Origin of the sequence: Pseudomonas sp. PICF141 (assembly GCF_002286815.1) — a bacterium.
In the GTDB taxonomy this organism is placed as follows: domain Bacteria; phylum Pseudomonadota; class Gammaproteobacteria; order Pseudomonadales; family Pseudomonadaceae; genus Aquipseudomonas.
Window position 1 is genome coordinate 113,241 of the sequence record NZ_MUNM01000044.1, and the last position, 19,617, is coordinate 132,857.

At 60.7% G+C, this 19,617-nt stretch carries 17 protein-coding genes and 1 other RNA gene; 2 read left to right on the forward strand and 16 right to left on the reverse strand.

Going from position 1 to position 19,617, the window contains the following annotated elements; all coding sequences use genetic code 11:
* Positions 1-34 precede the first annotated feature (34 nt).
* The 16 genes from ftsA to rsmI all read right to left on the reverse strand — a co-directional run bounded on the left by ftsA (position 35) and on the right by rsmI (position 17,259).
* Positions 35-1,294, reverse strand: a complete 1,260-nt coding sequence (gene ftsA / locus BZL43_RS12100; protein ID WP_007904319.1) for a cell division protein FtsA — start codon at positions 1,292-1,294, stop codon at positions 35-37.
* Between the two features lie 14 nt (positions 1,295-1,308).
* A complete protein-coding gene (locus BZL43_RS12105; protein ID WP_095632519.1) occupies positions 1,309-2,175 on the reverse strand; it encodes a cell division protein FtsQ/DivIB in 867 nt (288 codons plus the stop codon).
* A gap of 4 nt (positions 2,176-2,179) precedes the next feature.
* Positions 2,180-3,163, reverse strand: coding sequence for a D-alanine--D-alanine ligase (locus tag BZL43_RS12110; protein ID WP_095632520.1), 984 nt, complete (start codon positions 3,161-3,163; stop codon positions 2,180-2,182).
* Complete coding sequence (murC, locus tag BZL43_RS12115; RefSeq protein ID WP_095632521.1) at positions 3,160-4,620, reverse strand: UDP-N-acetylmuramate--L-alanine ligase; 1,461 nt, start codon at positions 4,618-4,620, stop codon at positions 3,160-3,162. The genes BZL43_RS12110 and murC overlap by 4 nt, the downstream gene beginning before the upstream one ends.
* Positions 4,613-5,683: an undecaprenyldiphospho-muramoylpentapeptide beta-N-acetylglucosaminyltransferase gene (murG, locus tag BZL43_RS12120; protein WP_095632522.1), complete on the reverse strand. Its 1,071-nt coding sequence runs from the start codon at positions 5,681-5,683 to the stop codon at positions 4,613-4,615. Before murG ends, murC begins: the two co-directional genes overlap by 8 nt.
* Complete coding sequence (gene ftsW / locus BZL43_RS12125) at positions 5,673-6,890, reverse strand: putative lipid II flippase FtsW (protein WP_095632523.1); 1,218 nt, start codon at positions 6,888-6,890, stop codon at positions 5,673-5,675. The genes murG and ftsW overlap by 11 nt, the downstream gene beginning before the upstream one ends.
* Positions 6,887-8,233, reverse strand: coding sequence for a UDP-N-acetylmuramoyl-L-alanine--D-glutamate ligase (gene murD, locus BZL43_RS12130; RefSeq protein WP_095632524.1), 1,347 nt, complete (start codon positions 8,231-8,233; stop codon positions 6,887-6,889). The genes ftsW and murD overlap by 4 nt, the downstream gene beginning before the upstream one ends.
* A 5-nt stretch (positions 8,234-8,238) precedes the next feature.
* Positions 8,239-9,321 carry a phospho-N-acetylmuramoyl-pentapeptide-transferase gene (mraY, locus tag BZL43_RS12135; RefSeq protein WP_095632525.1) on the reverse strand — a complete coding sequence of 361 codons (1,083 nt, stop codon included), beginning with the start codon at positions 9,319-9,321 and terminating at the stop codon, positions 8,239-8,241.
* Positions 9,321-10,688 (reverse strand): UDP-N-acetylmuramoyl-tripeptide--D-alanyl-D-alanine ligase, encoded by a 1,368-nt coding sequence (gene murF / locus BZL43_RS12140; protein WP_095632526.1) that lies wholly within the window; start codon positions 10,686-10,688, stop codon positions 9,321-9,323. Before murF ends, mraY begins: the two co-directional genes overlap by 1 nt.
* The gene (locus tag BZL43_RS12145; protein ID WP_095632527.1) at positions 10,681-12,144 is read right to left on the reverse strand and encodes a UDP-N-acetylmuramoyl-L-alanyl-D-glutamate--2,6-diaminopimelate ligase; all 1,464 of its coding nucleotides are present in this window, start codon (positions 12,142-12,144) and stop codon (positions 10,681-10,683) included. Before BZL43_RS12145 ends, murF begins: the two co-directional genes overlap by 8 nt.
* Positions 12,144-13,883, reverse strand: a complete 1,740-nt coding sequence (locus tag BZL43_RS12150; RefSeq protein WP_177409329.1) for a penicillin-binding protein 2 — start codon at positions 13,881-13,883, stop codon at positions 12,144-12,146. Before BZL43_RS12150 ends, BZL43_RS12145 begins: the two co-directional genes overlap by 1 nt.
* The gene (gene ftsL, locus BZL43_RS12155) at positions 13,883-14,176 is read right to left on the reverse strand and encodes a cell division protein FtsL (protein ID WP_095632529.1); all 294 of its coding nucleotides are present in this window, start codon (positions 14,174-14,176) and stop codon (positions 13,883-13,885) included. Before ftsL ends, BZL43_RS12150 begins: the two co-directional genes overlap by 1 nt.
* Positions 14,173-15,120, reverse strand: a complete 948-nt coding sequence (gene rsmH / locus BZL43_RS12160; protein WP_168185087.1) for a 16S rRNA (cytosine(1402)-N(4))-methyltransferase RsmH — start codon at positions 15,118-15,120, stop codon at positions 14,173-14,175. Before rsmH ends, ftsL begins: the two co-directional genes overlap by 4 nt.
* Positions 15,117-15,572: a division/cell wall cluster transcriptional repressor MraZ gene (gene mraZ, locus BZL43_RS12165; RefSeq protein WP_003205355.1), complete on the reverse strand. Its 456-nt coding sequence runs from the start codon at positions 15,570-15,572 to the stop codon at positions 15,117-15,119. The genes rsmH and mraZ overlap by 4 nt, the downstream gene beginning before the upstream one ends.
* A 353-nt stretch (positions 15,573-15,925) precedes the next feature.
* An RNA gene (gene rnpB / locus BZL43_RS12170) (RNase P RNA component class A) lies at positions 15,926-16,279 on the reverse strand.
* Between the two features lie 74 nt (positions 16,280-16,353).
* A complete protein-coding gene (gene rsmI / locus BZL43_RS12175) occupies positions 16,354-17,259 on the reverse strand; it encodes a 16S rRNA (cytidine(1402)-2'-O)-methyltransferase (protein ID WP_168185088.1) in 906 nt (301 codons plus the stop codon).
* Positions 17,260-17,435: 176 nt separating this feature from the next.
* Between rsmI and BZL43_RS12180 the strand changes: the two genes are divergently transcribed.
* Both BZL43_RS12180 and BZL43_RS12185 read left to right on the forward strand, forming a co-directional pair.
* A complete protein-coding gene (locus BZL43_RS12180) occupies positions 17,436-19,247 on the forward strand; it encodes a penicillin-binding protein activator (RefSeq protein ID WP_095632530.1) in 1,812 nt (603 codons plus the stop codon).
* Entirely contained in the window at positions 19,247-19,609 is a 363-nt protein-coding gene (locus BZL43_RS12185) for a YraN family protein (protein WP_095632531.1), read from the forward strand. Before BZL43_RS12180 ends, BZL43_RS12185 begins: the two co-directional genes overlap by 1 nt.
* Positions 19,610-19,617: the final 8 nt, after the last annotated feature.

A 19,617-nucleotide genomic window follows, 5' to 3' on the forward strand; every position in this document is an offset into this window, starting at 1 on the left:
TGCCGCTTGAAACTTGTCGCTTGAAACTGCTTTGTCAGAAGTTGCCTTGGACCCAGCTCTTGAAGCGATCGAGCAAGGCAACTTTCGGTTCGTCGTTGCTGTAGCTGTCGCGGCTGCCGATGCCCGAGAACGAAATCCCGTCGGACTGCTTCTGCAGGCCGTACATCAACAGGCCGACGCCGGTGGAATAAATCGGGTTGCGGACCACGTCGTCCAGGCCCTTGACGCCATGCGGCACGCCCAAGCGAACCGGCATGTGGAAGATTTCTTCAGCCAGTTCCACCGCGCCTTCCATCTTCGACGTACCGCCGGTCAGCACGATGCCGGCCGGGATCAGGTCTTCGTAGCCACTGCGACGCAGTTCGGCCTGGATCAGGGTGAACAGCTCGTCGTAACGCGGCTCGACCACTTCGGCCAGGGCCTGACGTGACAGTTCGCGCGGTGGACGGTCGCCGACGCTCGGCACCTTGATGGTTTCACCGGCACCCGCCAGTTTGGCCAGGGCACAGGCGTAGCGAATCTTGATTTCTTCGGCGTATTGGGTCGGGGTGCGCAGCGCCATGGCGATGTCGTTGGTCACCTGATCGCCCGCAATCGGAATCACCGCGGTGTGGCGGATCGCGCCTTCGGTGAAGATCGCGATGTCAGTGGTGCCACCGCCGATGTCCACCAGGCACACACCCAATTCTTTCTCGTCGTCGGTCAGGACCGAGTAGGCCGAGGCCAACTGCTCGAGAATGATGTCGTCGATTTCCAGACCGCAGCGGCGTACACATTTTTCAATGTTCTGTGCGGCGTTGACGGCGCAAGTGACAACGTGAACCTTGGCCTCCAGACGCACGCCGGACATGCCCAGCGGCTCGCGAACGCCTTCCTGGTTATCGATCACGTAATCTTGCGGCAGGGTATGCAGCACGCGCTGGTCAGCCGGGATCGCCACCGCCTGGGCAGCGTCAAGAACGCGCTCAAGGTCGGCAGAGCTGACTTCGCGATCACGAATCGCCACGATGCCGTGGGAGTTCAGGCTGCGAATGTGATTGCCCGCCACGCCGACAAATGCCGAGTGGATCCGGCAACCGGCCATCAGCTGCGCTTCTTCGATCGCGCGCTGGATCGATTGCACGGTGGACTCGATGTTCACCACTACGCCTTTTTTCAGGCCGCGGGACGGATGAGTACCGATCCCGACGATTTCGAGCGTGCCGTCGTCCGAGACCTCGCCTACCAGCGCCACCACCTTGGAGGTGCCGATATCGAGACCGACGATCATTTTGCCGCTTTGCACGTTTGCCATGGTCCTGCCTCTTCTTAATTCTGCGCGACAGCGGGTTGGGCTGTCGTGGGCGCTACAGGTTCCCGCCAGCCAACAGCGAGGCCGTTGGCGTAGCGCAGATCGATGCGCGCAATGTTCGTAATCTGCTCTTTGAGCGTCTTGTCATAGATGGCAATGAAGCGGCGCATCTTTTCCACCAGCTTGCCGCGTCCCAGCAGCAGTTCGATTCCCGGGCCCGCGCTGCCGGCGCCGGTGGTCAGGAACCAACTGCCTCGTTCACGCAACTCCAGGCGTGCAATCGAGAAGCCCAAGGGCCTGAGCATCTGGCTCAGCACCTGGTATTGCTGCATCACTTGCTGCTGGGCCCGCTGCGGGCCGAACAACTGCGGCAAGTGTTCGTAGTTCGCCAGTTCACGCGGGGTGAACGCCTGCCCCTGGTTGTTCAACAGCGACTCATCGCCCCAACGGGCCACCGGCAGTTGTTCTTCCAGGCGAATCACCACCTGATCGGGCCATACCCTGCGCACTTCGGCGTGGGCAATCCATGGCATCTGTTCAAGCTCGGTGCGCATGCCCGCCAGGTCGATGGTGAAGAAGCTCGACGCCACGAATGGGGCGATCCGCTGCTGCACCGCTTGCTGGCTGATGTAACTCAAGTCACCCTGCACCGCGATCCTGGTGATCGGCCGGTCGGCGTACGGCAGCAAACGCTGTGCGCCTTCATAAGTGCCAAACCCCAGCGCGACCAACAGCACGGGCCAGAACAGACTTTTCAGAAAACCAAAATTGGCTTTCGGCAGGCGCGCAGACATCGGCTCTTTGGCCACCATTCGGCTGGCACCCCGCGGCACCGGCTTGCGGCCGGGAGCGGAAGGCTGATGACGTAGCTGAGCGCCTTGCATGGTCTTAACCTCTTGTCGGCTCTTGGTTACCGGCAGCATTGCCGGTAACGCTGGCGGCCAGAATCGCCAGAACCAATTGCTGGAAATCCAGGCCAGCGGCACGGGCCGCCATCGGAACCAGGCTGTGATCGGTCATCCCCGGTGCGGTATTGACTTCCAGGAACCAGAACTGCCCATCGGCGTCCTGCATCACGTCTGCCCTGCCCCAACCGGCGATCCCCAGCGCCTCACAGGCTTTGGCCGTGAGGTCCATGAGTTCTTTTTCCTTGTTGCTGTCCAGGCCACACGGAATCCGGTACTGGGTATCGGAAGCCACGTACTTGGCGTCGTAGTCGTAGAAACTGTGGGTTGTGCCCAGGGCAATTGGAGGCAACACCTGGTCACGCAGGGTGGCGATGGTGAACTCCGGACCTTGAATCCATTGCTCGACCAACACTTGCGAATCGTAGGTACTGGCCGCTTTCCACGCGTCGATCAATTCAGACGCGGAAGTCACTTTGGCCATACCGATACTGGAACCTTCATGGGCCGGTTTGACGATCAAAGGGAAGCCCAGTTCCGTGGCCGCCGAAATACAATCGGCCTCAGAGCTCAGTACCGCGTGGCGTGGCGTCGGAATACCGAGGCTGTGCCAGACCTGCTTGGTGCGCAATTTGTCCATGGCCAGGGCCGAGGCCAGAATGCCGCTGCCGGTGTACGGAATCCCTGCGCATTCCAGCAGGCCCTGCATGCTGCCGTCTTCACCGCCACGACCGTGGAGGATGATGAAGGCGCGGTCGATTTTCTCGTTCAGCAGACGCTGCAGCAGGTCATCGCCCACATCGATGCCGAAGGCGTCCACACCGGCGCTTTGCAGTGCGTCGAGCACCGCGTTACCCGATTTCAGGGAGACTTCACGCTCGGCACTCTTGCCGCCGAACAGCACGGCGACACGGCCGAAATCTTTCGGCGCGATCGTGGAAACGAGGTTGGCGTAAGCAGCAGTCATTTCAACTTCCCCACGCTTGGCACGGCAACCGCGCCAGCGAACAACGGACTGTTCAATAGTTTCGGTGCGAGACCGCCGATATCACCGGCGCCCTGGCACAACAGAATGTCGCCGGCACGCAGCAGCGGCTTGACGATTGGCGCGAGGTCGACGCCACGCTCGATGTAGATCGGGTCGAGCTGACCGCGCTGGCGAATGCTGTTGCACAGCTTGCGGCTGTCAGCACCCGGAATCGGTTCTTCACCGGCCGGGTAGACTTCCATCAACAGCAGCACATTGGCGTCGGCCAGCACATTGACGAAATCGTCGTACAAGTCGCGGGTGCGGCTGTAACGGTGTGGCTGATACACCATCACCAGACGACGCTCCGGCCAGCCACCGCGCACGGCTTTGATCACGGCCGCGACTTCGGTCGGGTGATGACCGTAGTCGTCCACCAGCATCACGTTGCCACTCTCAACCGGCAGTTCGCCGTACACCTGGAAGCGACGACCGACACCCTGGAACCCGGACAGGCCCTGGACGATGGCTTCATCGCTGACGCCCTCGTCAGTGGCAATGCAAATGGTCGCCAATGCGTTCAGCACGTTGTGGTTGCCCGGCATGTTCACCGACACATCCAGCGGCTCGCGATCAGGACGCAACACGGTAAAGAAGGTCTGCATGCCTTGTTGGCGCACATTGATGGCACGCACGTCGGCATCGTCGCCAAAGCCATAAGTGACCGTCGGACGCTTCACCTGCGGGAGGATTTCACGCACCACCGGATCGTCCAGGCACATCACCGCCAGACCATAGAACGGCAGGTTGTGCAGGAACTCGACGAAGGTTTTCTTCAGCTTGTTGAAGTCGCCGTCGTAGGTCGCCATGTGGTCGGCGTCGATATTGGTGACCACAGCCACCAGCGGTTGCAAGTGCAGGAAGCTGGCATCGCTTTCGTCGGCTTCGGCAATCAGGTAGCGGCTGGTGCCGAGCTGGGCATTGGTGCCCGCGGCATTCAGACGACCACCGATCACGAATGTCGGGTCCAGGCCACCGGCGGCGAACACCGAAGCGATCAGGCTGGTGGTGGTGGTTTTGCCGTGGGTACCGGCGACGGCGATGCCGTGGCGGTAGCGCATCAGTTCAGCCAGCATCTCGGCCCGTGGTACCACCGGAATACGGCGTTCCAGGGCGGTGGCCACTTCCGGGTTGGACGTGTTCACAGCGCTTGAGGTGACCAGCACATCGGCGTTCGCGGCGTTCTCGGCACGGTGGCCGATATAAATGTGGGCGCCGAAGGATTCCAGGCGCTCGGTCACCGGCGATGCCTTGAGGTCGGAACCGGATACTTCATAGCCCAGGTTCAGCAACACTTCGGCAATGCCGCACATGCCCACGCCGCCGATACCGACGAAGTGGATGCGACGGATGCGGCGCATTTCCGGGTGCGGCATGGCTTTTTTGTTCTCAACCATGGGCCACCTCCAGGCAGGTATCGACCACGTTACGAGTGGCATCGGGTTTGGCCAGGCGGCGTGCCGCGGTGGCCATGTCGTTGAGTCGTTGCGGTTGCATCAAGACCTCTGTCAGGCGAGCGGCAAGGTCCGCTGCGCCAGTCGTTCTTTGCGGCATCAGGAAGGCAGCGCCTTCACGGGCCAAATAATCGGCGTTGCGGGTCTGGTGATCGTCGATCGCGTGGGGCAAAGGCACCAGCATCGAGGGCAGACCGGCAGCCGCCAGTTCACTGATGGTCAATGCGCCTGCACGGCACACCACCAGGTCGGCCCAGCCATAGGCTTGGGCCATGTCTTTGATGAAAGGCTGCACGTGCGCCTCGACGCCAGCTGCGCGATAGCGCTCTGCAGTCACTTCATCGTGGTTTTTGCCGGCCTGATGAAACACGTCCGGACGCAGGTCGGCAGCGACTTGCGACAGGGCTTCAGGCAGCAATTTGTTCAACGGCTCTGCGCCCAGGCTTCCGCCCAGGATCAGCAAACGCGCCTTGCGACCGGCCAGGGCAGGTCGCGGTGTTTCGAGGAACAGCTCGGTACGCACCGGGTTACCGGTGGTGCGACGGCTGTTCGACAGGGTAAAGGTGTCGGGGAACGCTTCACAGACTCGGGCGGCCAACGGCACCAGCAACCGATTGGCGGTACCGGCGACGGCGTTCTGCTCATGAACGATCACCGGCACGCCGGACAATTTGGCTGCAACACCGCCCGGCCCGGTCACATAACCTCCGAAGCCGACCACGCAGACTGGCCGCAGCTGACGAATGACCGCCCGTGCCTGCCAGATCGACTTGAGCAACATGAAAGGCGCCATGAGCAGGGACAATTTGCCCTTGCCGCGCAAACCGCTGGCGTTGATCCGATGCAATTGAAGGCCGGCCGCCGGCACCAGATCGTTCTCGATCCCGCGCGGTGTGCCCAACCAGTGCACGGTGTAACCGCGGGCCTGGAACTCGCGAGCGCAGGCCAGTGCCGGGAACACGTGGCCCCCGGTGCCGCCCGCCATGATCAATACGTTAGCGCCCATGGGTCGGCTCCTCGGCGAAGTCGCTCTCATGGAACTCCATCTCTTCACTGCCCAAGTGGGTTCGACTCTCCCACTCGATGCGCAACAACAAGCCAAGACAGGCACAGCAGATCACCAACGAGCTGCCGCCATAACTGAGGAATGGCAGGGTCAGCCCCTTGGTTGGCAGCAGGCCCACGTTCACTCCGATGTTGATCAGAAACTGACCGATCCACAGGAACGACAAGCCATACGCAATGTAAGCGGCGAAAAACTGTTTGGCCTTCTCGGCCCAGTAACCGATGTACATGCCACGAATACAGACAAAGACGAACAGCGCCAGGGTGCACAACGAACCCACGGCCCCCAGTTCTTCGGCCAGCACCGAGAACACGAAGTCAGTGTGGGCTTCCGGCAGGTAGAACTGCTTCTGCACGCTGTTGCCCAGGCCAACGCCCAGCCATTCGCCACGACCGAAAGCAATCAAGGCTTGAGATAACTGATAGCCCGCACCGAACTGGTCGGCCCACGGGTCCGCGAAGTTGGTCAGTCGCGCCATTCGATACGGCTGCATTTGAATCAACAACACCACCGCACCGACAGCCAGGACAACCATCAGGGAAAAACGGAACAGCCCGACGCCGCCGAGGAACAGCATCGCCGCAGCGGCCCCCATCATCACGACCGTGGCACCGAAGTCCGGCTCCATCAGCAACAGGCCCGCCATCGGCAGCAGAACGATGAACGGCTTGAAGAAGCCCATCCAGCTTTCACGCACTTCTTTCTGGCGACGCACCAGATAACCGGCGAGGTAGATCACCACGAACACCTTGGCGATCTCGGAAGGCTGAACGTTGAAGAAGCTGAAGCCGATCCAGCGCATCGAACCGTTCACCTCGCGACCGATCCCGGGGATGATCACCATCACCAGCAAACCGAAAGCGCCAATCAGCATCAGCCAGCCCAGGCGTTGCCAGGTAGCAATCGGAATCATCATGCTGACGATGCAGGCACCAAGGCCCAGCACCACGTAGATCAGGTGGCGGATCATGTAATACAGGGCACTGCCCGATTGCACCGCCGCCACTTCAGTGGATGCCGATGCAATCATCACCAGCCCCAGCCCCAGCAGTGCCAGGCAACCGGCGAGCATCGGGAAATCGAGGTCAATGCCGCGCCCAGTGATGATCGGCGACGGGTACGGCTTGATGATATTCAGGAGGCTCATGCCAAGTCCTCCACGGCGCGGACAAACTGGTGACCGCGATCTTCGTAGTTCTTGAACATGTCGAAACTGGCGCAGGCCGGCGACAGCAGCACCGCGTCGCCCTTTTCGGCGATGGCGCGGCATTGGGCGACTGCTTCGATCAGCGAGCCGACGCGAATCAGTGGCACGGCGTCGCCGATGGCCTCGCCGATCTTGTCGGAATCACGGCCCATCAAAATGACGGCGCGGCAGTTGGCCGCGACCGGATCACGCAGGTCCTTGAACTCGGCACCCTTGCCATCGCCACCGGCGATCAGCACGAGTTTGCCGTCGATGTCCGCACCCAGGCCTTCGATGGCGGCCAGCGCGGCGCCGACGTTGGTGGCTTTGGAATCGTTGTAATAGCTCACGCCATCGAGCTCGCGTACCCATTGGCAGCGATGCTCAAGCCCGGCGAAATTGCGCAAGGCCGAAAGCATGGCGTCGAACGGCAACCCCACGGCGTGGCCCAGCGCCAAAGCCGCCAGAGCGTTGGACTGGTTATGCGCGCCACGAATCTTCAATTCGCGCACTGGCATCAGGTTCTGGAATTCGAAGGCCAGGTACTTCTCGCCGTCCTCTTCCCGGATCCCGAAGGCCTTGAAATCGGGTTTGCTCAAACCGAAGGTCCAGCACGGCTGACCTTCGCCCATCAGCGGACGGCTCAGGGCGTCCTGACGATTGACCACAAACTGCCGGGCACCCCGGAAGATCCGGTGCTTGGCCAAGTGATAGGCCGGCAGACCGCTGTAGCGGTCCATGTGGTCTTCGCTGATATTGAGCACGGTCGCCACTTCGGCGTTGAGTTGATCGGTGGTTTCGAGCTGGAAGCTCGACAACTCCATCACGTACAACTCGACGTCATCGCTGAGCAAATCCAGCGCCGGCGTGCCGAGATTGCCACCAACGGCGACACGCTTGCCGGCTGCCACGGCCATCTCACCCACCAGGGTGGTGACGGTGCTTTTCGCATTGGAACCGCTGATGGCGACAATCGGCGCCTTCGCGTTACGCGCGAACAGCTCGATGTCGCCGGACAACTTCACGCCACGGGCGGCGGCAGCCTGCAGGGCCGGGGTCGCCAGCGCCAGGCCGGGGCTCACGTAGAGCTCGTCGGCACGGCACAGGAACTCGACGTCCAGCTCGCCACAACGCACTTCCACGTGCGGATAGTCACGCTTGAGCGTGGCCAGTTCCGGTGGATTTTCCCGCGTGTCGGCGACAGCAAACGACACGCCCCGGTTCGCCAGGAAGCGAACCAGGGACATGCCGCTCTTGCCGAGGCCGACAACGATGCGGAAGTGGTCAGAAGCGATCAGGGACACTCGTTCTACCTCAGCTTCAGGGTGGCAAGGCCGATCAGCACCAGAATCACGGTGATGATCCAGAAACGGACGATCACGCGCGGCTCGGGCCAGCCCTTGAGTTCAAAGTGGTGGTGTATCGGTGCCATGCGAAACACACGGCGACCGGTCAACTTAAAGGAGGCAACCTGGATGACAACCGACAGGGTCTCCATCACGAACACGCCGCCCATGATGAACAGGACGATTTCCTGGCGGACGATCACCGCGATGGTGCCCAGCGCCGCGCCCAGTGCCAGTGCACCGACGTCGCCCATGAATACCTGGGCCGGATAGGTGTTGAACCAGAGGAAACCCAGACCCGCGCCGATCAACGCACCGCAGAACACAATCAACTCACCGGCGCCCGGCACGTAGGGAATCAGCAGGTATTCAGCGAATTTCACGTTACCCGACAGGTAGCAGAAGATCCCCAGGCCGCCGCCGACCATCACGGTAGGCATGATCGCCAGACCGTCGAGGCCGTCGGTCAGATTGACTGCGTTGCTGGAGCCGACAATCACGAAATAGGTCAGGACGATGAAACCCGCGCCCAGCGGAATGCTGTAGTCCTTGAGCATGGGCAGGATGAGGGTGGTTTCTACCGGCGTTGCCGCGGTCATATAAAGGAAGACCGCCGCGCCCAGGCCGAACACCGACTGCCAGAAATACTTCCAGCGGCTCGGAAGGCCACGGGAGTTTTTCTCGATGACTTTGCGGTAATCGTCTACCCAGCCGATGGCGCCGAACAGCAAGGTGACCAACAACACCACCCAAACGTAACGGTTGGCCAGGTCGGCCCAGAGCAAGGTGCTGACACCGATGGACGAAAGAATCAGCGCCCCGCCCATGGTCGGGGTACCGGATTTGGACAGGTGCGATTGCGGGCCATCGTTGCGAACGGATTGACCGATCTGACGGTTCTGCAAGGTGCGGATCATCCACGGGCCATAGCACAGCGACAAGACCAGCGCGGTCAGCACACCGAGAATCCCGCGCAGGGTCAGGTACTGGAAGACCGCGAAGCCTTTGTAGAACTGTTGCAGATACTCCGCTAGCAGCAGCAGCATTAATGTTTCTCCAGACGGGTCCCGCACAAAGCGGCGACGATGTTTTCCATCGCGGCGCTGCGCGAGCCCTTGATCAAAATGGTGGTGTTTGGGTCCTGCTCGGCTTCCAGGGCCTTGATCAGTTCAGCCTGAGTACTGAAGTGAAAAGCCTGCTCGCCGAAAGCGTTTACGGCGTGAACCATCATTGGCCCGACCGCGTAAAGCGCGGAAACCTTGCCGCGGGCGTACTCGCCCACATCGCGGTGCCCCTGCTCCGCCCAATCGCCCAACTCGCCGATATCTCCGAGCACCAGAATGGTGCGGCCGGAAAAGCCGGCGAGTATATCAACGGCGGCGCACATGGAGGTGGGGTTTGCGTTGTACGTGTCATCGATCACGCGCATACCGTTAGTTGCCAGTTGCGCAACGGCGCGCCCCTTGACCGGTTGCACCGCATTGAGCCCCGAAGCGATATGCGACAAGGACACGCCCAGGGCATAAGCGGCGGCAGCGGCAGCAACTGCGTTGGTAACGTTATGCCCGCCGAGCAGATTCAATTGAATCCGGGCAATACCTTGCGGTGTGTGCAGTTCGAATGCAGGGCAGCCGCGTGCATCGGAAACGATGAAACTGGCATAAAAATCCGCGCCGGCATCCAGTTGAGAGAAACTCATCACCTGGCGGGCAGCGGCACGAGCCTTCCAGATTGGAAACGCTTTGTCGTCGAGATTCAAAACGGCGACGCCCGAAGCATCCAGCCCTTCAATGATCTCGCCCTTGGCCTCGACGATTTTTTCCGGGCCACCGAACTCGCCAACGTGAGCAGTACCGGCATTGTTCAGCACGGCGACATGGGGTTTGGTCATGGCAACGGTATAGGCAATTTCGCCGAGCCGCGAGGCCCCCAGTTCAATGACTGCCGCCGTGTGTTCCGGTGCCAGTTCGAGCAGGGTCAGCGGAACACCAAGGTCATTGTTCAGATTGCCACGGGTCGCCAACACAGGACCGCGCGTGCGCAGGATGCTCGCGAGCATTTCCTTGACCGTGGTCTTGCCGCTGGAACCGGTAATGGCCACGACCGGTTGAGTGAACGCCGCACGGTTCATCGCGCCCAATTGGCCGAGGGCCTGGCGGGTGTCCTTGACCAGCAGTTGCGGCAGCGCGCTGCCAGCAACTTCGCGCTCGACCAGAGCACCCACGGCGCCTTTGGCGGCGACGTCATTGAGGTAGTCATGGCCATCGAAACGCGGGCCGGCCAGGGCAATAAACAGCTGGCCAGGCTTGATTGCGCGACTGTCGATGCTGACGCCGTCGAAGCTGGCGTCGCCGGCAATCAGGCGACCATTCAATGCACGGGTCAGTTCGCTCAGTTTCAAGGCCTTAAGCATGAGCCACCTCCCACGCGGTCAGGGCGTGATCAGCCTCGACCAGATCGGAGAAAGCGTGGCGCTCGCCGTTGATTTCCTGATAGTCCTCGTGACCTTTACCGGCCAGGACAATCACGTCATCGGCCGATGCGCTGGCGATCAATTGGGCAATCGCCTCGCCACGGCCAGCGACGAAGGTCACTTTATCCACAGCGGTAAAACCGGCGCGGATGTCGTCGAAAATCATGGTTGGGTCTTCGGTGCGCGGATTGTCATCGGTGACCAGTACGCCATCGGCCAGACGTTCGACCACTTCTGCCATCAGCGGACGCTTGCCGCGATCGCGATCACCACCGCAACCGAACAGGCACAGCAACCGGCCTTTGGCGTGTGGACGCAGGGCCATCAAGACTTTTTCCAGCGCATCCGGCGTGTGGGCGTAATCGACCACCACCAATGGCTGGGTACCGCCACCCAGGCGCTGCATGCGACCGGCCGGACCTTCGAGTTTGGGCAGCACCTTGAGGATTTCGTCCAGCGCGTAGTCCAGCCCGAGCAACGCGCCGACCGCGGCCAACACGTTGCTCAGGTTGAAACGACCGAGCAAGGTGCTGCGCAAATGGTGCTCGCCTTGCGGCGTGACCAGCGTGGCGCGCACACCTTCATCATCGAACTGCGCCTGGCGGCAATACAGGTAGGCGCCGGCATCTTCCAGGCTGTAAGTGATCAGTCGCGACTCGCCCTCATCGGCAGCCAGTTGCCGGCCGAATTCGTCGTCCAGGTTGACCACCCGGCACTTCAGGTCATTCCAGGCAAACAGCTTGGCCTTGGTTTCGCCATAAGCCTGCATGGTGCCGTGGTAATCCAGATGGTCGCGCGACAGGTTGGTCATCACCGCCACATCGAAGGCCAGTGCGCTCACGCGGCCCTGATCCAGCCCGTGGGAAGAGACTTCCATGGCCACGGCTTTGGCGCCGGCTTTTTTCAGGTCGGCGAGGGTCGCTTGCACCGCAATCGGGTTCGGCGTGGTGTGCAGACCGCTTTCCAGCGCGCCGTAGAAACCGGAGCCCAGGGTGCCGACAATGCCGCAGTGCTGACCCAGCAGGTCGAGCGCCTGGGCGACCAATTGGGTCACGCTGGTTTTACCGTTGGTACCGGTCACGCCGATCAGGTTCAAATGACGGCTCGGGTCGCCATAGAAACGCCCGGCAATGTCCGACAGCTGCGCCGCCAGGCCCTTGACCGGAATCAACGGCACGTCGGTGATTGGCAGCACAGTCGCGCCTTCGACTTCATAAGCCACGGCAGCAGCGCCGCGTTGCAAGGCGTCGGCGATGTGCGCGCGCCCGTCGAACTTGCCACCAGGCACCGCGAGAAACAGATCGCCTGCTCTTACGTTACGGCTGTCCAGCGCCAATTCGCGAATCAGCAGATCGCGACCGGCGTGGGCGAATATCTTGTTCAGGCTCAGCGACATCAGCCGCGCCCTCCATTGGCTTTCAGCGGCACGACCGGTGTGGCGTTCGCTTGTTGAGTGGCAGGCAGGTTGTCCGGGGTGATGTTCATCAGGCGCAAGGTCCCGGACATCACTTTGCTGAACACCGGCGCCGATACCAGACCGCCGAAGTAACCGGCTTTGGTCGGCTCATCGATCACCACCACGATTGCGTAGCGCGGATCGCTCATCGGGCCGAATCCGGCGAACAGCGAGCGGTAGGAATTCTCGGCGTAGCCTTTGGTACCGACCGACGTTTTACGTGCAGTACCCGACTTGCCGCCCACGTGATATGCCGGCACTTGCGCACGGAATACACCGCGCGGGGCTTCGATCACTTGTTGCAGCATCGTTTGCATGGTTTTCGCGACGGCTTCCGGCAATACCTGTGTGGTTTGCGGTGCCTTGTCGGTTTTGATCAGGGTCAGAGGTGCAAGGCGACCATTGTTGGCCAAGGCCGAAAAGGCGTGGACCAACTGGATCGCCGTCACCGAAATACCGTAACCGTAGGACAGCGTGGCGGTTTCAGCCTTGCGCCATTCGCGGTAGTTCGGCAGGTTGCCGACGCGCTCGCCCGGGAAACCGAGCCCGGTGTCCTGGCCGAGGCCGACTTTCTGCGCCAGGCGGAAAATCGTTTCGCCGCCGATATCGAACGCAATCTTACTCATACCGACGTTACTGGAATTGATCAGAATGCCGGTCAGGTCGAGTACCGGGCCTTCACTCTTGGAGACGTCCTTGATGGTGTACTTGCCAATCTGCAAAGAGCCTGGGTACACCTCAACCGTGTCGGTCGGCTTCCAGCGCCCGGTTTCAATCGCGGCGCTCATGGAGATCGCCTTCATGGTCGAACCCGGTTCGAACACGTCGATCATCGCGCGGTTGCGCATCATCGAAGGTTGCAGGTTACGACGGTTGTTCGGGTTGTAGGTCGGCTGGTTGACCATGGCCAGGATCTCGCCGCTCTTCACGTCCATGATCACCAGGCTACCGGCCTTGGCGCCATTCTCGATGATTGCATTGCGCAGTTCACGGTTGGCCAGATATTGCAGGCGCAGGTCAATGGACAACGCCAAGGGCTTGCCGGCCTTGGCGTTTTTGGTGACCTGGACATCTTTGATCAGCCGGCCGCGCCGGTCCTTGATCACCTGCCGCTTGCCGGGCACGCCGGCCAGCCATTCGTCATAAGCCAGCTCGACGCCTTCGCGCCCGTGGTCATCGATGTCGGTGAAGCCGACCATGTGGGCGGTGACTTCGCCGGCCGGGTAGAAACGCCGGAACTCTTCAATGCCATAAACGCCCGGTACTTTCAGATCGAGCACGGCCTGGCCCTGCTCGGGGGTCAACCCGCGCACCAGATAAATGAATTCTTTGTTGGCCTGGGCTTCGAGACGTTCGGCCAGGGCTTTCGGATCCTGTCCCAAGGCAGCCGCCAGTGCCGGCCACTTCTCTTTGGCCGTTTGCATTTCCTTGGCGTTGGCCCACAGGGTAGTGACCGGAGTACTCACGGCCAACGGCTCGCCATTACGGTCGGTAATCAGACCACGGTGAGCCGGAATAGGAATATGGCGAACGCTGCGCGCATCGCCCTGACCTTTGAGGAAGGCACGGTCGACCACTTGCAAATCAATGATGCGCCAGGCAATCGCCGCCACCATGATGCCGAGCAACCCGACCACCAGACGGAACCGCCAGGGAAAGAGCGCGCCTTCGAGTTTCATCATGGCGCCACCATCTGCACTTCAGCGGCGCCGGGAATGCGCATCTTCAGTTGCTCGGTAGCCAGGACTTCGATGCGGCTATGGGCGGTCCAGGTGCTTTGCTCGAGAATCAACCGCCCCCACTCCGCCTGCGCCTTGTCGCGCACGCTCAATTCGCCGTACAGAGTATTGAGCAGTTGACGATTCCAGTGCGCGCTATAGGACACGCCTATAGCCGACACAAGCACGCCGGCAAACAACAGCAGCATGAAAAAGCTTCCGCCGGGAAGTGGCTTGGCGAAAAGCTTGCTCACCGCAGCTTCTCCGCGACGCGCATGACGGCGCTACGAGAACGTGGGTTGGCTTTGAGTTCGGCCTCCGAGGCGGTCTGCGCTTTGCCATGGATTTTGATGATCGGTTCGAAAGCGACATGACGGACCGGCAGGTTGCGCGGCAAGTTGTCGGCTTCGCCTTTCACCAGCTTGCGCATGAACAGTTTGACGATGCGGTCTTCCAGCGAGTGGAAGCTGATAACGACCAGACGGCCGCCCACTTCAAGGCATTCCAGCGCCGCTTCGAGGCCGGCTTCCAGATCGCCCAATTCGTTGTTGACGTGAATACGCAGGCCCTGGAATGCACGGGTGGCCGGGTGCTTGCCCTTTTCCCATGCCGGGTTGGCGACTTTCAGCACTTCAGCCAGATCGCCAGTGCGCTCGAACGGCTTGATGTCGCGACGCTCGGCGACGGCACGTGCCATGCGTCCGGAGAAACGCTCTTCGCCGTATTGCTTGAACACCCGGGCGATTTCTTCCACCGGCGCGGTGTTGACGAACTCGGCGGCGCTTATCCCGCGGGACGGGTCCATGCGCATGTCCAACGGACCGTCGTTGAGAAAGCTGAAACCGCGCTGCGGGTCGTCGAGCTGTGGCGAGGACACGCCGAGGTCGAGCAGAACACCGCTGACCTTGCCGGCCAGACCGCGTTCGGCGACTTCCGAACCGAGCTCGGCAAAGCTGCGCTGCACAACGACAAAGCGGCCGTCTTCGGCCGCTAGCGTTTGCCCGGTGGCAATCGCTTGGGGATCTTTGTCGAATCCGAGCAACCGGCCATCAGGCCCGAGCTGGCTGAGGATCAACCGACTGTGCCCGCCACGTCCGAACGTACCGTCCAGATAGCAGCCATCAGGACGTACGGCGAGAGCCTCGACGGCTTCGTCAAGCAGTACGGTGATGTGGTTAAAGCCGCTATCAATAGTCACAGGATTAAATCACGCAGTTCATCAGGCATGGCGCCCGGTTGTTGAATAGCAGCCAGGTCAGCGGCAGAAACCGCATTCCAGGCATCCTCGTCCCACAATTGGAACTTGTTCAGTTGGCCTACCAACATCGCGCGCTTATCCAACTTGGCATATTCGCGAAGACGCGGCGGAACCAGAAAACGACCACTGCCGTCGAGCTCGAGGTCGACGGCATTACCAATCAGTAAACGTTGCAGGCGGCGGTTCTCTTCGCGAAGCGAAGGCAATGCGCGCAATTTGGTTTCGATAATTTCCCACTCATCGAGGGGATAAACACACAAACACGGATCAACGGCATCGATGGTGACGATTAATTGACCGGAACTACGCGAAACCAGCTCGTCACGGTACCGGCTCGGCATTGCGAGACGGCCCTTTGCATCGAGACTGATAGCGTTAGCTCCGCGAAACACGTCAGCGTTTCTCCAAATATTAGCGTTTTGCGCTCAAAAAACCCACTTCATGCCACTTTCCGCCACTTGCGCACACTATAGGAATGCGCCCACCACACCGTCAAGGCGCGCATTAAAGGAAAAGCCTTACAGAACGGAGATTTAGCCGCGGGAAAGAAGGGTTAACGAGAATCTGACGGATGAATTCGATCGATAACTTGAATCAGCACAGAAGGCTGCGTTCAAAAGTTAAAGTAGTTTGTTAAGAGTAAGATTTTTTCGGTATTACAAAAGCGCTTCTGCTATTGATTCAGCAGGGAGGGAAATTGCCATTACACACATCGCTGCCAATGATCCGGCAGAGAGGAAAAAAGGTGGAGAGTCGATCTGTAAGCCGGGTTCTGTCTTGAACAGTCATTCGTCTACGATGGCCATCACTGGACATCTTTAGCAACCTACCCGGTCCCAGCGCGGGCCACGCCTTGGGACCCTATTTGGTCTTGCTCCAAGTGGGGTTTACCTAGCCACGAACTGTTGCCAGACGTGCGGTGCGCTCTTACCGCACCTTTTCACCCTTACCGGCGCCGAAGCGCTTAGGCGGTTATTTTCTGTGGCACTTTCCGTAGGCTCACGCCTCCCAGGCATTACCTGGCACTTCGCCCTATGGAGCCCGGACTTTCCTCCCCCCCCTAATTTTCATAGAGGGCAGCGACTGTCCGATCGACTCTCCGCCGCGAAGATTAACGGCAGAGCGGCCGAAGAACAAGCGCTAAAAGCCTCTGGCCGGCGCTGCACATCGGTTTTACTCGCCCTTCTGTTTATCCAGGGCGACCTGATAGAGCACATTCTTGCGTTCGCCAGTAATTTGCGCCGCCAATGCCGCCGCACGCTTGAGCGGCATCTCTTCGAGTAACAGATTGAGAATACGCATGGCTTCGCTGCTGACAGCGTCTTCGGTCTCAGGGGCAGACCAACCCGCCACCAACACCACGCACTCGCCACGCTGCTGATTGCTGTCCGACTCGACGAATTCGCGCAATTGGGCCAGAGGCAAGCCTTTAAGGGTTTCGAAGGTCTTGGTCAGCTCACGCGCCAGCAACGCTGGACGCTCGCCACCGAATACCAGCTCCATGTCTTGCAGGCATTCGAGGATGCGGTGCGGTGCTTCATAGAAAATCAGCGTGCGCGGCTCTTCTTTAACGAGCTCCAGACGCGCCCGGCGGCCGACAGCCTTGGCCGGCAAAAAACCTTCGAAGATAAAACGGTCCGACGGCAGGCCCGCCGCCGACAATGCCGCAATCAAGGCACACGCTCCCGGAACCGGCACCACATTGATTCCCGCGGCACGAGCCTGACGCACCAAGTGATAGCCCGGATCGGAAATCAGCGGCGTCCCGGCGTCGGAAATCAACGCCACATCGTCACCCGCCAGCAGACGCGTGATAAAGCGGTTACCCTCCTCCCGCTCGTTGTGTTCATGACAGGCCGCCAGCGGCGTGGGAATACCGAAATGCTGCATCAATCGCTGGGAATGGCGAGTGTCTTCGGCCGCGATCAAAGCGACGTCGCGCAGGATTTTCAGCGCACGCGCACTGATGTCGTCCAGGTTGCCGATGGGCGTCGCCACCACATAAAGCGAGCCAGCAGCGGAATTCAAAGCACCTGGAGCAGTCAAAGCGCACACCTCATGATCGGTAAAAGGCGACATTGTAGCGCGTAGCGGCGCTTGCGATACGCCTCACTCTGCGCGGGTTTTCCAGCCTTTTGAGCAGTGCGGCAACATTTACACGAGCTAAATTGATCGATTCACGCCAGTAACATCGCGCCCCGGCCAGTGCTTGGGTACAATTCCACGCTAATTTGATCGAGTACCAGGAACACTACATGATCGCTTGCCTGCGGCTGTTCACTGCCCTCTGCCTCGCTGCCTTGCTGGCGGCTTGCGCCAGCTCGCCCTCCTCCAGCCTTGGCGAACTTCCACGGACCCCGGATGCCAGTATCGAGCAACTGCTCGAACAGGCCACTAAAAGCAAAGACCCGGAAAAAGCCGCCCTATTGCGCTTGAGCGCGGCAGACCTGGCTTATCGCCAGGGCAATGCCGGCCAATCCGCGCAAATCCTGCAACAGGTGCCGGTGGAACAACTCAAGCCGGGCCAGCAAGTCTTCGCCAGTACGTTGGCGGCTGAACTGGCCATGGTCCGCAATCAGCCCAAAGCGGCGCTGACTGCCCTGAGCCATCCGAGCCTGCAACGCCTGGGCGAACTGCCCGCCGAACAACAGGTTCGCACCGCCACCGTTCATGCCCGCGCCCTTGAGGCCGACGGCCAGACCCTGGCCGCCGCACGGGAGCGCATCTTTATTGCGCCGATGCTGGAAGGTGAAGCCGCGAGCAAAAACCACGAAGCGATCTGGAACCTGATCGCTTCGCTGCCAACCGATCAATTGCAGCCGATCACCGACGATGACTTCGGCGGCTGGATCCGTCTGGCGCTGGTGGTGAAAACGGCCGGCACGCTGGAACAGCAGCAAGCCGCGATCGACACCTGGCGCGAACAGAATCCAAAGCACCCGGCTGCCATCCAGCTGCCGTTGCCATTGACCAAACTCAAAGAACTGGCCAGCCAGCCCTTGAGCAAGATCGCCCTGCTGCTGCCCCAGGACGGCCCACTCGGTTCGGTTGGCAAAGCACTGCGCGAAGGCTTCATGGCTGCTCATTACCAGGCGCAACAAGCCGGGCAGAAGCCGCCAGCCATCGAGTTCTATGACAGCTCGCGCCTGACCTCTCTCGACGAGTTCTATCGCAAGGCCCAGGCCGACGGTGTGCAACTGGTAGTCGGCCCTCTGGAGAAGCCGCTGGTCAAACAACTCAGCGCGCGCCCGCAATTGCCGATCACCACCCTGGCGCTGAACTACAGCGAAGGCGAACAAGGTCCGGCTCAACTGTTCCAGTTCGGTCTTGCCGCCGAAGACGAAGCCCGCGAAGTGTCACGTCGCGCACGCGCCGATGGCCTGCACCGCGCCGCGATCATGGTGCCGAAAGGCGAATGGGGCGACCGCGTACTCAGGGCGTTCAGCCAGGACTGGCAAGCCAACGGTGGCAGCATCGTCGCTACCGAACGCGTCGACCAGCCGGTGCAACTGGCCCAGCAGATTGCCGACATGTTCCAGCTGCGCCAGAGCGAAGGCCGCGCCAAAAGCCTGCAAAGCACCGTTGGCTCGCAGGTTGCCGCCCAACCTTCGCGCCGCCAGGACATCGAGTTCATCTTCCTGGCCGCAACGCCGCAACAGGCTCAACAGATCAAACCGACCCTGAACTTCCAGTACGCGGGTGACGTGCCGGTTTACGCCACCTCCCATGTATTCAGCGCCAGCGGCGATCAGAACCAGTACAACGACATGAACGGTATTCGCTTCTGCGAAACCCCATGGTTGCTGGATGCCAATGACCCCCTGCGCAAACAGGTCACTGCCCAATGGCCACAAGCCGGCGGCAGCCTGGGCCGCCTGTATGCGATGGGCGTTGACGCCTATCGCCTGGCACCGCGCCTGGGGCAACTCAAGGCCTTGCCGGACAGCCGCATCCAGGGTCAATCGGGCAGCCTGGGCATGACTCAGAGTCAACGGGTCGAGCGTCAGTTGCCATGGGCGGAGTTCATCAACGGTCAGGTTCAACGCCTGCCGGACACCTCACGCTGATGCCTGACAGGTCACGCCAGCAAAGCGGTAAAGATGCCGAGCGTCATGCGCTCGAGCATCTTCAGCAACGAGGTCTGCGCCTGCTGGCGCAGAACTGGTTGTGTAAACGCGGCGAGCTTGATCTGGTCATGCTTGATGGCGATACAGTAGTATTCGTCGAAGTCCGCTATAGAAAAAACACCCAATGGGGTGGCGCGCTCGATAGCATCGATGGGCGCAAACGGCAGAAACTGATTTTCGCCGCGCAGTATTTTCTTCAGCGCGAGTCGCGTTGGGCCAATTCCCCCTGCCGCTTCGACGTGGTTGCCATCGACAGCAACCTTGATCAGTTGAACTGGTTGCAGAATGCCTTCGACAGCTGATCGCTTGC

What these genes read in the sequence shown, in the direction of transcription:
- ftsA (WP_007904319.1), bottom strand. Translation starts at nt 1,294, where the DNA reads ATGGCAAACGTGCAAAGCGGCAAAATGATCGTCGGTCTCGATATCGGC.
- BZL43_RS12105 (WP_095632519.1), bottom strand. Translation starts at nt 2,175, where the DNA reads ATGCAAGGCGCTCAGCTACGTCATCAGCCTTCCGCTCCCGGCCGCAAG.
- BZL43_RS12110 (WP_095632520.1), bottom strand. Translation starts at nt 3,163, where the DNA reads ATGACTGCTGCTTACGCCAACCTCGTTTCCACGATCGCGCCGAAAGAT.
- murC (WP_095632521.1), bottom strand. Translation starts at nt 4,620, where the DNA reads ATGGTTGAGAACAAAAAAGCCATGCCGCACCCGGAAATGCGCCGCATC.
- murG (WP_095632522.1), bottom strand. Translation starts at nt 5,683, where the DNA reads ATGGGCGCTAACGTATTGATCATGGCGGGCGGCACCGGGGGCCACGTG.
- ftsW (WP_095632523.1), bottom strand. Translation starts at nt 6,890, where the DNA reads ATGAGCCTCCTGAATATCATCAAGCCGTACCCGTCGCCGATCATCACT.
- mraY (WP_095632525.1), bottom strand. Translation starts at nt 9,321, where the DNA reads ATGCTGCTGCTGCTAGCGGAGTATCTGCAACAGTTCTACAAAGGCTTC.
- murF (WP_095632526.1), bottom strand. Translation starts at nt 10,688, where the DNA reads ATGCTTAAGGCCTTGAAACTGAGCGAACTGACCCGTGCATTGAATGGT.
- BZL43_RS12145 (WP_095632527.1), bottom strand. Translation starts at nt 12,144, where the DNA reads ATGTCGCTGAGCCTGAACAAGATATTCGCCCACGCCGGTCGCGATCTG.
- BZL43_RS12150 (WP_177409329.1), bottom strand. Translation starts at nt 13,883, where the DNA reads ATGAAACTCGAAGGCGCGCTCTTTCCCTGGCGGTTCCGTCTGGTGGTC.
- rsmI (WP_168185088.1), bottom strand. Translation starts at nt 17,259, where the DNA reads ATGTCGCCTTTTACCGATCATGAGGTGTGCGCTTTGACTGCTCCAGGT.
- BZL43_RS12180 (WP_095632530.1), top strand. Translation starts at nt 17,436, where the DNA reads ATGATCGCTTGCCTGCGGCTGTTCACTGCCCTCTGCCTCGCTGCCTTG.
- BZL43_RS12185 (WP_095632531.1), top strand. Translation starts at nt 19,247, where the DNA reads ATGCCTGACAGGTCACGCCAGCAAAGCGGTAAAGATGCCGAGCGTCAT.